Annotated in this window: 12 protein-coding genes; 11 read left to right on the plus strand and 1 reads right to left on the minus strand. The window is 69.8% G+C overall.

Translation table 11 applies throughout. The features are described from left to right. Positions 1–142: 142 nt before the first annotated feature. On the minus strand, positions 143–1513 hold the full coding sequence (locus tag ACWDR4_RS34160) for a phospholipase (protein WP_450414155.1): 1371 nt from the start codon (positions 1511–1513) through the stop codon (positions 143–145). Between the two features lie 185 nt (positions 1514–1698). Between ACWDR4_RS34160 and ACWDR4_RS34165 the strand changes: the two genes are divergently transcribed. The 11 genes from ACWDR4_RS34165 (at position 1699) to ACWDR4_RS34215 (ending at position 13628) form a co-directional block, all read left to right on the plus strand. Next, a complete protein-coding gene (locus tag ACWDR4_RS34165; protein ID WP_450414157.1) occupies positions 1699–2865 on the plus strand; it encodes an acyl-CoA dehydrogenase family protein in 1167 nt (388 codons plus the stop codon). A 16-nt stretch (positions 2866–2881) separates the two neighbouring features. Continuing rightward, the gene (locus tag ACWDR4_RS34170) at positions 2882–3649 is read left to right on the plus strand and encodes an SDR family oxidoreductase (protein ID WP_450414159.1); all 768 of its coding nucleotides are present in this window, start codon (positions 2882–2884) and stop codon (positions 3647–3649) included. A 102-nt stretch (positions 3650–3751) separates the two neighbouring features. Further along, the gene (locus ACWDR4_RS34175) at positions 3752–4522 is read left to right on the plus strand and encodes a FadR/GntR family transcriptional regulator (RefSeq protein ID WP_450414161.1); all 771 of its coding nucleotides are present in this window, start codon (positions 3752–3754) and stop codon (positions 4520–4522) included. 169 nt (positions 4523–4691) lie between these two features. Further along, a complete protein-coding gene (locus ACWDR4_RS34180) occupies positions 4692–5486 on the plus strand; it encodes an enoyl-CoA hydratase/isomerase family protein (RefSeq protein ID WP_450414163.1) in 795 nt (264 codons plus the stop codon). A 6-nt stretch (positions 5487–5492) separates the two neighbouring features. Then, positions 5493–6479 (plus strand): acyl-CoA dehydrogenase family protein, encoded by a 987-nt coding sequence (locus ACWDR4_RS34185; RefSeq protein ID WP_450414164.1) that lies wholly within the window; start codon positions 5493–5495, stop codon positions 6477–6479. After that, positions 6476–7621, plus strand: coding sequence for an acyl-CoA dehydrogenase family protein (locus ACWDR4_RS34190; protein WP_450414165.1), 1146 nt, complete (start codon positions 6476–6478; stop codon positions 7619–7621). Before ACWDR4_RS34185 ends, ACWDR4_RS34190 begins: the two co-directional genes overlap by 4 nt. A gap of 32 nt (positions 7622–7653) precedes the next feature. Beyond that, on the plus strand, positions 7654–9237 hold the full coding sequence (locus tag ACWDR4_RS34195; protein WP_450414267.1) for a FadD3 family acyl-CoA ligase: 1584 nt from the start codon (positions 7654–7656) through the stop codon (positions 9235–9237). A 1-nt stretch (position 9238) separates the two neighbouring features. Beyond that, the gene (locus ACWDR4_RS34200; RefSeq protein WP_450414166.1) at positions 9239–10465 is read left to right on the plus strand and encodes a CaiB/BaiF CoA transferase family protein; all 1227 of its coding nucleotides are present in this window, start codon (positions 9239–9241) and stop codon (positions 10463–10465) included. Further along, on the plus strand, positions 10462–11313 hold the full coding sequence (locus ACWDR4_RS34205; RefSeq protein ID WP_450414167.1) for an enoyl-CoA hydratase/isomerase family protein: 852 nt from the start codon (positions 10462–10464) through the stop codon (positions 11311–11313). Before ACWDR4_RS34200 ends, ACWDR4_RS34205 begins: the two co-directional genes overlap by 4 nt. Beyond that, positions 11313–12458 (plus strand): thiolase family protein, encoded by a 1146-nt coding sequence (locus ACWDR4_RS34210; RefSeq protein WP_450414169.1) that lies wholly within the window; start codon positions 11313–11315, stop codon positions 12456–12458. Before ACWDR4_RS34205 ends, ACWDR4_RS34210 begins: the two co-directional genes overlap by 1 nt. A gap of 21 nt (positions 12459–12479) precedes the next feature. Then, complete coding sequence (locus ACWDR4_RS34215) at positions 12480–13628, plus strand: acyl-CoA dehydrogenase family protein (RefSeq protein ID WP_450414171.1); 1149 nt, start codon at positions 12480–12482, stop codon at positions 13626–13628. The last annotated feature ends 2 nt before the right edge of the window (positions 13629–13630 follow it).

Raw genomic sequence — 13630 nt, forward strand, 5'->3', positions numbered from 1 at the left:
TGGCCGACGCCCGCACCCGCCACCACGCCTGGATCCGCACACACGGCACCGACCTGCCCGAGGTCACCGACTGGACCTGGACCGCCTGAACACCCTTCTTTCGCACAGGCGGACAGGTCGCATCCACCACAGCCGCGAACGACTACGGATACACGTAGGTGTTCAGCGTGGCCACCGCCGAGGTGGGGTTGCCCAGGTTGTAGTGGTCCACGGCAAGGAAGTTGGGCTTCTTGCGGGCGGCCGGCTGGCAGAACCGCTGGGCCCGGTCGGCGAGTTTGGTGTTGTCGGTCGTCGCCGTGGAGGTGATCGCCGCGTCCCGGAAGTGGTTCATGACGAAGAGGGGCTTGAAGGCGCCCCCTGTGAGGGTGAGCGGGGTGTTGGAGTCGGCGCCGTACCAGCGGCTGTAGCAGGACCAGTCGGAGGCGCCGAGGCCGCCGCCCATGGACCAGTAGTTCTCCACGGTCCACTCGCGCTGGTACATCACACCGAAGGTGTCCCGGGTGAGGCCCGCGGCCTGGTCGGCGGAGCGGCTGTGGTCGGTGAAGATCAGCAGCCGGTCGTTGGCGGCGATCAGGTCCGCCATCTTCGGCCAGCCGTTCTGCCGTACGCCGGTCTGGTCGGGGCGGTAGAGGACGTCCGACAGGCCGCTGACGCGGGCGAGTTCGCTGCGCAGGACGCCCGGGTCGACGTAGTCCTCCAGGAAGACGGTGACGACCTGGGTGGGGTTCTGCTTGAGGAAGTCGACCATCCGCTGGAGGTCGACCCAGAGCGCGACCGGGCTGCCGACGAGGGTGCAGCTGTTGTGGCAGAGGATCGCGCCGTCGGAGGTCTGGTGGATGTCCAGCATGAACCCCCGTACGCCGTCGGTGAGTTGCTGGTTGATACCGCGCGTCTGGTTCGGGACCAGGTTGACGAAGGGCGGAGCGAAGCCGCCGTCGACGCCGTTGGCGTAGGCGTTGTGGGCGGTGAGGAACGTGACCTGGTCCAGGGTCCGTTGGTCGGCGGACGGCATCGGGGCGAGGGTGGGGGTGACCGGGGTGAGGTACCAGGCGGCCAGGCTGCCCGAGCCGCCGATGGCCAGCTGGTCGGGGTAGTTGGCGCCGGACGGCTTGGCGGCGACCGTCAAGTAGCGGGTGGTTCCCGGGGCCTTGAGGGTGTACTGGTCGGTGCCGGACGGGGTGATCTCCCAGGGCGCGTCGGCGCTCGTACAGGCGACGGTCCTGGCCAGGTCGCCGGAGCGGCCGAGACAGGAGCCCGCGGTGTCCGTGCTCTCCAGCAGGTACGAGGTTCCGCTCGCGCGCAGCGTCCACTGCTGGCGGTCCTCGTTGCCCTTGGGCCGGTGCTGCTCGACGGCTCCGGCGTCGTCGGCGGCGTTGAGTCCGGTGGTGGCGCTCTGGACGTAGTAGGCGCCGGCGGCCGGAACGGGAGCGGCCAGGGCGGGCGGTGCGGGTGCCGCAACTGCCGCTGCCAGGGCGGCAGTTGCGGTGAGCAGTGCGGTGCGGGGGGTTGGCATTGACGAGGCCCTTCGTGAACTCGGAGGCTCGACGACTCGGTCGACAGGGGCATGACATCACGAAGCCCCGCACGAAGTCAGCACACCCGCCACACGCGCAACCCGACCGTCAGCCGCCGTCTATCGCTTCGGTCTGACCTTTGGTATGTTTCGACGCCACCGAGGCTGCGGGAGGCGTTCGAACTGTGGACTTCGAGCTGACCGAGGATCAGGAGACGATCCGCAAGGCCGTCGCCGGACTTCTGCGCGACTTCGACGACCGGTACTGGATGGAGAAGGACCGGGACCACGAGTTCCCGGCCGAGTTCTACGCCGCCGTCGCGGGCGGCGGCTGGCTGGGGCTCACGATCCCCGAGGAGTACGGCGGCCACGGCCTCGGGATCACCGAGGCCACGCTGCTCCTTGAAGAGGTCGCGCGGTCGGGCGGCGGAATGAACGCGGCCAGCGCCATCCATCTGTCGATCTTCGGGATGCATCCCGTCGTCGTGCACGGCTCCGAGGAGCTGAAGCGCCGGACGCTCCCCCGTATCGCCACCGGTGACCTGCACGTCTGTTTCGGCGTGACCGAGCCGGGTGCCGGTCTGGACACGACGAGCATCACGACGTACGCACGCCGGGACGGCGACCACTATGTGGTGAACGGCCGCAAGGTGTGGATCTCCAAGGCGATGGAGTCGGAGAAGATCCTGCTGCTCACGCGCACGGCGAAGATCGGCGAGGTCGCGAAGAAGACCGACGGGATGACCCTCTTCCTCACCGATCTCGACCGCGCCCACGTCGACATCCGCCCGATCCCGAAGATGGGCCGCAACGCCGTCACCTCGAACGAGCTGTTCATCGACGATCTGCGGGTGCCCGTCGAGGACCGGGTCGGCGAGGAGGGCCAGGGGTTCCGGTATCTCCTGGACGGACTCAACCCGGAGCGGATGCTGATCGCCGCCGAGGCGCTGGGCATCGGGCGGGTCGCGCTCGACAAGGCCGTCCAGTACGGGAAGGAGCGGGTCGTGTTCGACCGGCCCATCGGCATAAACCAGGGGGTGCAGTTCCCGCTCGCGGACTCGCTGGCCCGGCTGGACGCGGCCGAGCTGGTGCTGCGCAAGGCGACCTGGCTGTACGACCACGGCCGCCCGTGCGGGCGCGAGGCCAACACCGCCAAGTACCTGTGCGCGGACGCCGGGTTCACGGCGGCGGACCGGGCGCTCCAGACGCACGGCGGGATGGGCTACTCCGAGGAGTACCACGTGGCCCGCTACTTCCGTGAGGCGCGGCTGATGCGGATCGCGCCGATCAGCCAGGAAATGATCCTGAACTATCTCGGCTCGCATGTGCTGGGCCTGCCGAGGAGTTACTAGTCACCGGGAGTCAGCCATGAGCGACAACAGTGGGCTGTTCGATCTCACCGGCCGCTCCGCGCTGGTCACCGGGGCGGCGGGCGGTATCGGCACCGCCGTCGCCCAGGCGCTCGCCCGCGCCGGTGCCGCCGTGCTCGTGACGGACGTCGACGGGGACGCTGCTGCCGCCGTCGCCGGGAAGATCGGCGCCGCCGGGCTCAAGGCGGACAGTGCCGCTCTCGACGTACGGGACCGGGTCGCCGCCGATGCGGCGGCGGCTCAGGCGGCCCAACTGGCGGGCGGGACACTGCACATCGTCGTCAACAACGCGGGAGTCACCGCGCCCGCCATGTTCGACAAGCTGGAGGAGGACTCATTCCGGCGGATCGTCGACATCCATCTGATGGGGACCTTCCACTGCTCCCAGGCGGCGCTGCCCTTCCTCCCGGAGGACGGCAGGGGGCGGATCATCAACGTCACGTCGTCGGCCGGTCTCGTCGGAACGCTCGGGCAGGTGAACTACTCCGCCGCGAAGGCGGGCATCATCGGGTTCACGAAGTCGCTGGCGCGTGAACTGGCGCGCCGGCAGATCCTGGTGAACGCGCTGGCGCCGCTCGCCGCGACGCCGATGACGGAGACGATCCGCACCAACGAGAAGTTCGCGGCCCCGATGCTCGCGCGCATCCCGCTGGGCCGCTGGGCGGCGCCCGAGGAGATCGCGGGTGCCTTCGTCTTCCTCGCTTCGGACGCCGCGTCCTTCATCACGGGGCAGGTGCTGCCGGTGGACGGGGGTCTGGTCATGTGACAGGCGGGCCGGCATGTCAGCCGACATGTCATGTGACAGGCAGCACGGGTCCGTATTGAATGGTCCGGCCGAAGTAGAGCCACCGACGAGAGGCCTGAATCCGTGCAGAGCGCCGGACATTCCGCCAGTGACCCGCGCTTCGACGTGGTGAGGGTGCCCAAGGCGTCGGACGTACTGGCTGCCGAGGTGCGCGAGCGGATCCTGTCCGGCGAGTTCATCGAGGGCATGGCGCTGCCGCCGGAGCGTCAGCTGGTCGACCAGACGGGACTGAGCCGGGCGACGGTGCGCGAGGCGCTGCGCATCCTCGAAGTCGAACGCCTGGTGCGGATCAGGCCGGGGCGCGGCGGCGGCGCCTTTGTGCACCGGCCGGGCCATGAGTCGGTGGCGAACACCGTACGGCTGGTCATCCGGGGCCAGCAGATCCGGCTTGAGGCGCTGCACGAGACGCGTGAGGCGATCGAGCCGACGTGCGCCGCGCTGGCCGCGAAACGGCGTACGTCGGCCGACCTCGCGGAACTCGACGCGGCCCACGCCGAGTTGGTGGCGGCCGACGACGACATCCCGCGGTTTCTGCGGGCCAACGTCCGGTGGCACACGGCCGTGGCGAAGGCAGGCGACAACGAGCTGCTGATCGGTTTCATGACCGCGCTCTCCCAGTCGATCTACGCCGCCACGGACATCGACCAGTTCCTGGACGCGGAGGTCCGCGAGGTCACCGCTCGCGCCCACGCGCGGATCACCGAGGCGATCCGGTCTCAGGACGGACCCGCGGCGATGCGGCGGATGACCCGGCATGTGTGCGGGTTCGCCCGGGCGGCGGCCGAGGTGGACCAGCGGCAGCGGGTGGAACTGCCCGAACCGGCCGACGACTGACGTCAGTTCATACGGGATCGGGCGGCCTCGCCCCTCCCCGGCCGAGCCCCACCCATGCGAGAATGGGATTTCCATTCAGTGTGAACAACACTCTTCACTTTCGGTCTGACCTTTACTAGCATCCGAGGTCGACCGACCAGTGGCACCAGTGGCAAGGGAGAGGGTGCGCATGGGCGAGGCCGGTTCCGTCCTGACCGTGACCGCCGACGGCGATGTCCGGGTCGTCACCCTGAACAGGCCCGACAGGCTCAACGGAGTCTCCGAGGAGCTGCACCGCCGACTCGCCGAGGTCTGGCGGGAGTTGGCGGACGATCCCAAGGCACGGGCCGTCGTCCTCACCGGCGCGGGACGGGCGTTCAGCGCGGGCGGCGACTTCGACCATCTGCGCCGCCATCACACCGACGCAGAGCTGCGGGAGCGGTCGATCCGCCTCGACCGGACGATCCAGACGGAGATGATCCGCTTCCCGCTGCCCGTCGTCGCGGCGGTCAACGGCCCTGCGGTGGGCCTGGGTTGCAGCCTGGCGCTGGGCTGCGATCTGGTGCTGATGGCCGACGACGCCTATCTCGCGGACCCGCACATCTCGGTGGGCCTGGTGGCCGGCGACGGCGGTGTGACCCTCTGGCCGCTGCTCACGAGCCTGCTCCGGGTAAAGGAGTACCTCTTCACCGGCGACCGCGTTCCCGCCGCGACAGCGGTCCAACTCGGCCTGGCCAACCGGGTCGTGGCGTCCGCCGACCTCCACCAGGAGGCGCTGGCGCTGGCCCACCGGCTGGCGGCGCAGCCCCCGGAGGCGCTGCGCGCCACAAAGGCGGCGCTGGCCGCCGTGGTGGAACAGGCGACCCGGGGCGGTATGGAGGCGGCACTGATGGCCGAGCGGTCCACGATGACCAGCCCGGACCACATCCGCATCATCGACGAACTGGCCTCGCGGGCGGAACGCCGGTCCAAGGGCGGGGAGTGACAGCCCGTGGAGACCGAGGAGTTCGTGCTCGTACGCGACCTGTTCCGGTCGTTCGCCGCCCGGTTCCGCGTGGGCTCCGCCGACGACGTCAAGCCCTCGGCCGGCGCCGCCGCGCAGGAGGCGCTGGCCGGGTTGGGCCTCGGCGAACTACGCCGGTCCACTCCCCCGGCCGCCACCGTGCAGGAGTGCGCGCTGCTCGCCGAGGAACACGGCAGCCTGCCGTTGCCCACCTCCCTCCTCGGTACGGTCCTGCTCGCCCCGGAGCTCCTCCGCCTGCTGGGGGCAGCCGCGGCGCCGGGCCGGACCCCGACGATCGGCCTCGCCCGTGACCTGCGCTTTCCCGCCGCGAGCCCCTCCCCGCTCGTCGGCTGGGACAGCGAGGGCGCGGACGAGGCGCTGTGCGTGCACCCCGACGGGACGGTGACCGCGGCCGGCCTGGGCCCGGCGGCACCGAGCGTGGACCTGCTGCGGGCGATCCGTACGGCGGGGCCCGCGCAGCACGTGGTCGGACGGCTCGACCCGGCCGGACACCGGCACTGGCAGGCGTACGCGCTGATCGTCGTGGCGTCCGAACTCGTGGGCGCGGCACGGTCGTTCGTCGGGCAGAGCGTGGCGTACGCGCGGGAGCGCAGCCAGTACGGGCGGCCCATCGGGTCGTTCCAGGCGGTGCAGCATCTGCTCGCGGACGCGACCGTGCTCGTGGAGGCCTGTGCGAGCGCGACCCGGTATGCCGCCTGGTGTCTCGACCACGAGCCGCCTGAGCGGGCGCTGACCGCCGCGCAGGTCGCAAAGGCCGAGGTCAACGGGTCGGCGCTGGAGGCGGTGTACGCCGGTATGCAGGTGTTCGGCGGGATCGCGCAGACGTGGGAGCACATCGCGCACCTGTATCTGCGCAAGGTCCGCGTGGGCGCGACGGTGCTGGCCACGACCGCCGATCTGCTGACGGTGCTGGCCGAACCGGAGCCGGCGGCGGAACCGGAGGCGGCACGATGAGCGACACCCCGCTGGACTTCGGGGACCCGGCCGACCTGAACCGGCTCCGGACGGAGTTCCGTGCCTGGCTGGCCGAACACCCGCTCCCCGAACGGCACTTGGACGAACCGGTCCCCGTCTTCCTGCACCGCTGGCACCGACTGCTGCACTCCGGCGGCTGGGTCGGACTCGATGTGCCCGAGCGGTACGGCGGTCGCGGTCTGACAGCCCTTCACCAGGTGGCGATCAGCGACGAGTTGGGGGCATGCCGGGCCCCTGGTGTTCCCCGGATCGGCTATCTCGCCCATGCGCTACTGGAGTTCGCCTCCGAGGAGCAGCAACTGCGCATGCTGCCCAGGATGCTGGCGGGCGACGAAGTCTGGTGTCAGGGGTTCAGCGAGCCGGGCGCGGGCTCGGACCTCGCCGGAATGAGCACCTTCGCGGAACGCCGGGGCGATCACTACATCGTCCGGGGTCAGAAGCTCTGGACCAGTTACGCCCAGTACTCCGACCTGTGCCTGCTCCTGGCCCGTACGGACCGCGCGGGCTCGCCGCACCGGTCGATCACGGCGTTCGCGCTCCCGCTGGACCGCGCGGGTGTGACCGTACGGCCGCTGCGGGCGGCCAACGGGGACGACGAGTTCTGCGAGCTGTTCCTGGACGGCGTGCGCATCGAGGACTCCGAGCGGGTCGGGGCCGAGGGTGACGGCTGGCCGCTGGCGATGACGACGGTGTCGTACGAGCGCAATGCCCTGGACACCGGCCATCTGTCGAAGTACGGCCTGCTCGTGGAACGTCTGCGGTCCACCGCGCAGGAGCGGGCCGGCACGCTTCCGGACGGGCTGCGTTCCGAGATCGGGCAGTGCTACGTGGACTACGAGGTCCTGGTGGCGCATGCCCGGCGCCGGACCGCCGAACGTCTGAGCGGGCAGGTCACCGGCCCCGAGTCGTCCATCGACAAGCTCCTCATGACGAGGGCCGAACAGCGTCTGTACGAGACGGCACTCAAGGTGTTCCCGGAGGAGCTGGCCGAGGACGGCGGCGAGATCTTCGGCGAGTACCTCTATTCCAGGGCCGCGTCGGTGTACGGCGGCACCTCCCAGATCCAGCGGAACATCATCGCGAAACGGGTCCTGCGTCTTTCTTCGTCCGGCCAGTCCTGAGCCCTGGAGCCCCTGGAGCCTTCTCGATGCGATTGCGATACGACGAAGAATTCCTGACCATTCCCCATGTCGTCAGAGTGGCCGCCAAGCGCTTCGGAGACGACATCGCGCTGATCGACGGGGATCGCCGATGGAGTTTCCGTGAGCTGGAACAGCGGATGGTGCAGGCGGTGCGGGCGACGATCGCGCTGGGTGTCGAGAAGGGTGACCGGGTAGGGCTCTGTGCGCCCAATTCCGCGGAATGGATCTTCGCCGCGCTCGGTATTCAGGGAGCTGGAGGTGTCGTCGTGCCGCTCAACACCCGATTCAAGGCAGGCGAGATCTCCTACATTCTGCGCAAGTCGGGAGCGAAGGCGGTTTTCGCGTCCGCCTTCCTCGACACCGACTACATCGCCGAGCTGCTGAAACACGACCCCGATCTTCCGGCCCTGCGCAGGACGGTGTCGATTCGCGGTCCGCAGGGCGCCGCGGATCTGTCCTGGGCGGAATTCCTGCGGGCCGGTCAGACGGTCGCCTCTTCCGCGGCCGAGGAGCCGATCGGGCGGCTCGTCCCGGACGACATCTCCGACGTGATGTTCACGTCCGGCACGACGGGCCATCCCAAGGGCGTCATCCTCACCCACGGCCAGTCGCTGCGGGCCTACGGGTGGATGTCCGAGGAGTACACGTTCCGGCGCGGCGACAGTTTTCTCGTCATCCCGCCCTTCTTCCACTGCTTCGGCTACAAGGCGGGTTGGCTGGCCTCCCTGATGCACGGGGTGACAGTCATTCCGATGGCCGTGTTCCACCCCGGTCAGGCACTGGAGATCATCGGCAGGGAAAGAGTGAGTATTATCCTCGGCCCGCCGACGATCTTCCACGACCTCGTCAACCACCCCGACCGCTCCGCACACGACCTTTCCTCGCTCCGCGTTTCCATGACGGGTGGCACCACCATTCCGGAGTCGCTGATCCGTGCCATGAAGTCGGAGTTGTCCTTCGACATCGTGATGAGTGCATACGGGCTGACCGAGTCGTCCGCACTGGTGACGACCACACGCATCGGGGATTCCGAGGAGACGGTGGCCCGCACGACCGGACGTGTCATACCGGACGTCGAGGTGCGGATCGTCGACGAGGAGGGACGGGCACTCCCGGCGGAACAGGACGGGGAAATTCTCGTACGGGGATACAACGTCACCCGAGGCTATTGGGACGACCCCGAGGCGACCGCCGCCACGATCGACGGTGAAGGCTGGCTGCACACCGGGGACATAGGGCGGCTCGACGCGTCCGGGAATCTGTCGATCGTCGACCGGAAGAAAGACATGTACATCGTCGGCGGATTCAACGCCTATCCGGCCGAGATCGAGAAGCTGTTGCTCGCATACGAGCCCATCGGGCAGGTCGCGGTGATCGGGGTGCCCGACGAGCGGCTCGGCGAGGTCGGCTGTGCCTTCGTCGTGCCGAGACAGGGGTACGAGGTCAGCGAGAAGGACGTCGTCGAGTGGGCGCGCGAGCACATGGCCAACTTCAAGGTGCCGCGCCATGTCCGCTTCAGCGACCAGCTCCCGCGCAACGCGAGCCAGAAGGTCCTCAAGGACGAGTTGCGCGCCCGCTTCGAAGCGAAGGCCTGACATGGACGACGAAGCAGCGGGCGCGGCCGGGACGGTCGGGCCACTCGCCGGCATCACCGTGGTGACGTTGGAGCAGGCCGTCTCCGCCCCCATCTGCACCCGTACGCTCGGCGACTTCGGCGCCCGGGTCATCAAGGTGGAGAACCCGAAGGGCGGCGACTTCGCCCGGCACTACGACGATGTGGTGAACGGTCTCGCGGCGCACTTCGTGTGGATCAACCGGGGCAAGGAATCGGTGACCCTGGATCTCAAGTCACCAGCGGGAATGGCGGTGTTGCACCGGCTGCTCGACCGCGCCGACGTTCTCGTCTCCAACCTCACCCCCGGCACCACGGCGAAACTGGGCATCTCCCCGGCCGACTTGGCCGTACGGCACCCGGAGCTGATCGCCGTCGAGATCGACGGGTACGGTCCCGGCGGCCCCCTCTCCCACAAGCGGGCGTACGACCTCCTGGTCCAGGCCGAGGCGGGCGCGTGCGCGGTGACCGGTCTGGCCGGGGCGCCGGCCAAGCCCGGGCCGCCGATGGCTGACGTGGGCAGCGGGCTGTACGCGGCCCTGTCCATCATGGCGTTGCTGTACGACCGCGGGCGCGGGCGGCGCACCGGTCCGGCCTCGGTCGCGGTGTCCCTGTTCGACACCATGACGGAGCTGATGGGCTACCCGCTCACGTACACCCAGCACTCGGGGGTCGATCAGCAGCCCATGGGGATGGGTTCGCCGGCGGTGGCGCCGTACGGCGCGTATGCCACGGCCGACGGTCACACCGTCGTCCTCGGGACGACCAACGACCGTGAATGGCAGCGGTTCGCACGGGAGTTGCTGGGACGGACCGACCTGGCGGACGACGAACGGTTCGCCACCACGCCCGGCCGGGTCGCCCACCGTGCCGTCCTGGACGCCGAGATCAGCGCCTGGTGTGCCCGCCATGATCTGGCGTATGTGCAGAGCAGCGCGGACGCGGCCGGGATCGGCAACTCCCGGTTCAACAAGCCGAGCGAAGTGGTCGCGCATCCGCATCTCAAGGCACGGGACCGGTGGCGGGAGGTCGAGACACCGTACGGGCCCATCTCTGCCTTGCTTCCGCCGCCGGTGATCTCAGGCTACGAGCCGCCGATGGGCGCGATTCCGGCGCTGGGGCAGCACACGGCCGCCGTACTCGCCGAGTTGGGCATCGACGACCAGGGCGAGGACGTGGGCGGGGAAGTTCTCGGGGGCGAGACTCCGTGAGCGGCGGGGAGCCCGTGCTGCTCTGCGACGACCGGGACGGCGTACGGACGCTGACGCTGAACCGGCCGCACCGGAAGAACGCCATCGACGCGGAGTTGTGGGACGCGCTTCGGGACGCGTTGGCGGACGCCGGGCGTGATCGTGCTGTGCGGGCGCTGGTGGTCACAGGGGCCGGGGGCTCGTTCTGCTCCGGCGCCGACATCTCGGGCGGGCTCAGCAGCGTCCACCCCATGTACCGGATGCGGACATTGAGCGAAGTCGCGCTACTGCTGCACGAGTTGCCGGTACCGACCGTCGCCAAGGTGACCGGAGTCGCGGTCGGCGCGGGGTGGAATCTCGCGCTCGGGTGCGATCTGGTCGTGGCCACGCCGGAGGCACGGTTCTCGCAGATCTTCGCGCGGCGCGGGCTCTCCCTGGACCTCGGGGGTTCCTGGTTGCTGCCGAAGCTGATCGGGTTGCAGCAGGCCAAGCGGCTCGCGCTGCTCGCCGAGACGATCGGCGCCGAGGAGGCGCGGGCACTCGGGCTGGTGACGTGGGTGGTGGCGGCGGACGAGGTGGATGCCTTTGTCGACGGTCTCGGGGCGCGGCTGGTGGCAGGTGCGCCTGTCGCACTCGCGCAGACCAAGGCGCTGCTGAACGAGGGTGCCGACCGGACGCTGCGGGACGCGCTCGCGAACGAGGCGCGCGCCCAGGGGGTCAACTTCGCCACGGGCGATGTGTCGGAGGCGTTCTCGGCGTTCACGGAGAAGCGCGAGCCGCTCTTCGACGGGCGGTGGGCGGTGCCGGGGAGCGGCCCGGATGCGATCAACTCGGTGGCGCCAGGCGCCCCTTCGGTCAGGAGGCCGTAGTGCGGGAAGCGGTGATCGTGGCGGCGGTGCGCACGCCTGTGGGGAAGCGCGGGGGCGGCCTCGCGGGCGTCCACCCGGCCGACCTGTCCGCTGTCGTGCTGGGCGCGCTCGTCGAGCGGACGGGCATCGATCCCGGCGTTGTCGACGATGTCGTCTGGGGGTGTGTGTCGCAGGTCGGCGACCAGTCGAGCAACATCGGCCGGTACTCGGTGCTTGCGGCGGGCTGGCCCGAGAGCATTCCGGGGACGACGGTCAACCGGGCCTGCGGGTCGAGTCAGCAGGCGCTGGACTTCGCCGCGCAGGCCGTGATGTCTGGGCAGCAGGACGTCGTGGTGGCGGGCGGGGTCGAGGTGATGAGCCGGGTTCCGCTGGGCTCGGCGCGGGCGTCCGGAATGCCGTACGGGCCCCAAGTCCTCACGCGGTACGACGACTTCTCGTTCGACCAGGGGGTGTCCGCCGAGCGGATCGCCGCGAAGTGGGGGTTCACGCGGACGCGGCTCGACGAGTTCGCCGCGCTCTCGCACGAGCGGGCCGCGGCGGCCCTGGACTCCGGGGTGTTCGCGGAGCAGATCGTGCCGGTGTCCGTCGGCCCGGAGACCGTGGGCGCCGATGAGGGCGTACGGCGCGGGACCAGCGTCGCGAGCCTCGCGCGGCTCAAGCGCGCCTTCCAGGACGACGGTGTGATCCACGCGGGCAACGCCTCCCAAATCTCCGACGGCGCCGCAGCGCTCCTGGTGACGACGCCCGAGAAGGCGCGCGAGCTGGGCCTGGCACCGCTCGTCCGGTACCGCGCGGGTGCGGTCGTCGGATCCGACCCGGTGCTCATGCTGACCGGGCCGATCCCCGCGACCGAGCGGGTACTGCGGAAGGCGGGCGTCGGTCTGTCCGAGGTCGGTGTGTTCGAGGTGAACGAGGCCTTCGCGCCCGTACCGCTGGCCTGGCTCGCCGAGACGGGCGCCGATCCGGCGCTGCTCAATCCGCTGGGCGGGGCCATCGCCCTCGGGCATCCGCTCGGGGCGTCCGGGGCGGTCCTGATGACCCGCATGATCCACCACATGCGGGAGCGCGGCCTGCGCTACGGCCTGCAGACCATGTGCGAGGGCGGCGGCACAGCGAACGCAACCCTCGTCGAACTCGCCTCCTGACGGGAACGGACGGGAGCAGTTGTGCGCCGAGAGATCTTCACGCCCGACCACGAGGCGTTCCGCGGGCTCGTCCGGGACTTCGTGGCGAACGAGGTGGTCCCGTACTACGCCGACTGGGAGGAGGCCGGGCGGCTGCCCCGCGAACTCTTCGAACAGCTCGGCTCGCTGGGCCTCTTGGGTATGTCCGTGCCCGAGGAGTACGGCGGGGCGGGCCTGGACGACTACCGCTACAACGTGGTCCTCCAGGAGGAGGCGGCCCGCACGCTGGTCACCCTGGGCACGGTACGCACCCAACTCGACGTCGTGCTCCCCTACTTCCTCGCCTACGCCGACCAGGAGCAGCGCGCCCGCTGGTTCCCCGGCCTCGCCGCGGGCAAGCTGCTCACGGCCGTCGCCATGACGGAACCCGGTACGGGCTCCGACCTCGCGGGCATCCGGACGACAGCAGTGCGGGACGGCGACTCGTACGTCCTCAACGGGGCGAAGACGTTCATCACGGGCGGGCTGCTCGCCGATCTGGTGGTCGTGGTGGCCCGGACGGCCACCGATCCCGACGACCGGCGCGCCGGGCTGACCCTGCTGGTCGTCGAGGACGGCATGCCGGGGTTCACACGGGGCCGGGTGCTGAAGAAGATGGGCATCAGGGTGCAGGACACGGTCGAGCTGGCTTTCGACGACGTGCGGGTCCCGGTCGCCAACCGGCTCGGCGAGGAGGGTGCCGCCTTCGGCTACCTGGGCCACAACCTGCCGCAGGAGCGGATGACCGTGGCGGTCGGCTCGGTCGCACAGGCGCGAGCGGCTCTCGACACGACGGTCGAGTACGTCAAGGAGCGCAAGGTCTTCGGGAAGCCGGTCGCCGCCTTCCAGAACACGAAGTTCGAACTGGCCGCCGTGGCCGCCGAGTTGGAGGCGGCGCAGATGATGCTGGACCGGGCGGTCCTCGAACTCGTCGACCACGAACTGTCCGGCGCGGACGCGGCCAAGGTCAAGCTGTTCTGCACCGAGATGCAGGCCCGTGCCGTCGACCGATGCCTTCAACTCTTCGGCGGATACGGCTATATGCAGGAGTATCCGATCGCCCGGCTCTACACGGACGCCCGCATCACCCGTATCTACGCCGGGACGAGCGAGGTCATGAAGGTCATCATCGCCAAGTCGTTGGGACTGTGATG

The sequence above is a fragment of the Streptomyces sp. NPDC000878 genome (assembly GCF_053599695.1).

Excerpts from the sequence above, each read along its gene's own strand:
- ACWDR4_RS34160 (WP_450414155.1), bottom strand. The coding sequence starts at position 1,513 with ATGCCAACCCCCCGCACCGCACTGCTCACCGCAACTGCCGCCCTGGCA.
- ACWDR4_RS34170 (WP_450414159.1), top strand. The coding sequence starts at position 2,882 with ATGAGCGACAACAGTGGGCTGTTCGATCTCACCGGCCGCTCCGCGCTG.
- ACWDR4_RS34180 (WP_450414163.1), top strand. The coding sequence starts at position 4,692 with ATGGGCGAGGCCGGTTCCGTCCTGACCGTGACCGCCGACGGCGATGTC.
- ACWDR4_RS34190 (WP_450414165.1), top strand. The coding sequence starts at position 6,476 with ATGAGCGACACCCCGCTGGACTTCGGGGACCCGGCCGACCTGAACCGG.
- ACWDR4_RS34200 (WP_450414166.1), top strand. The coding sequence starts at position 9,239 with ATGGACGACGAAGCAGCGGGCGCGGCCGGGACGGTCGGGCCACTCGCC.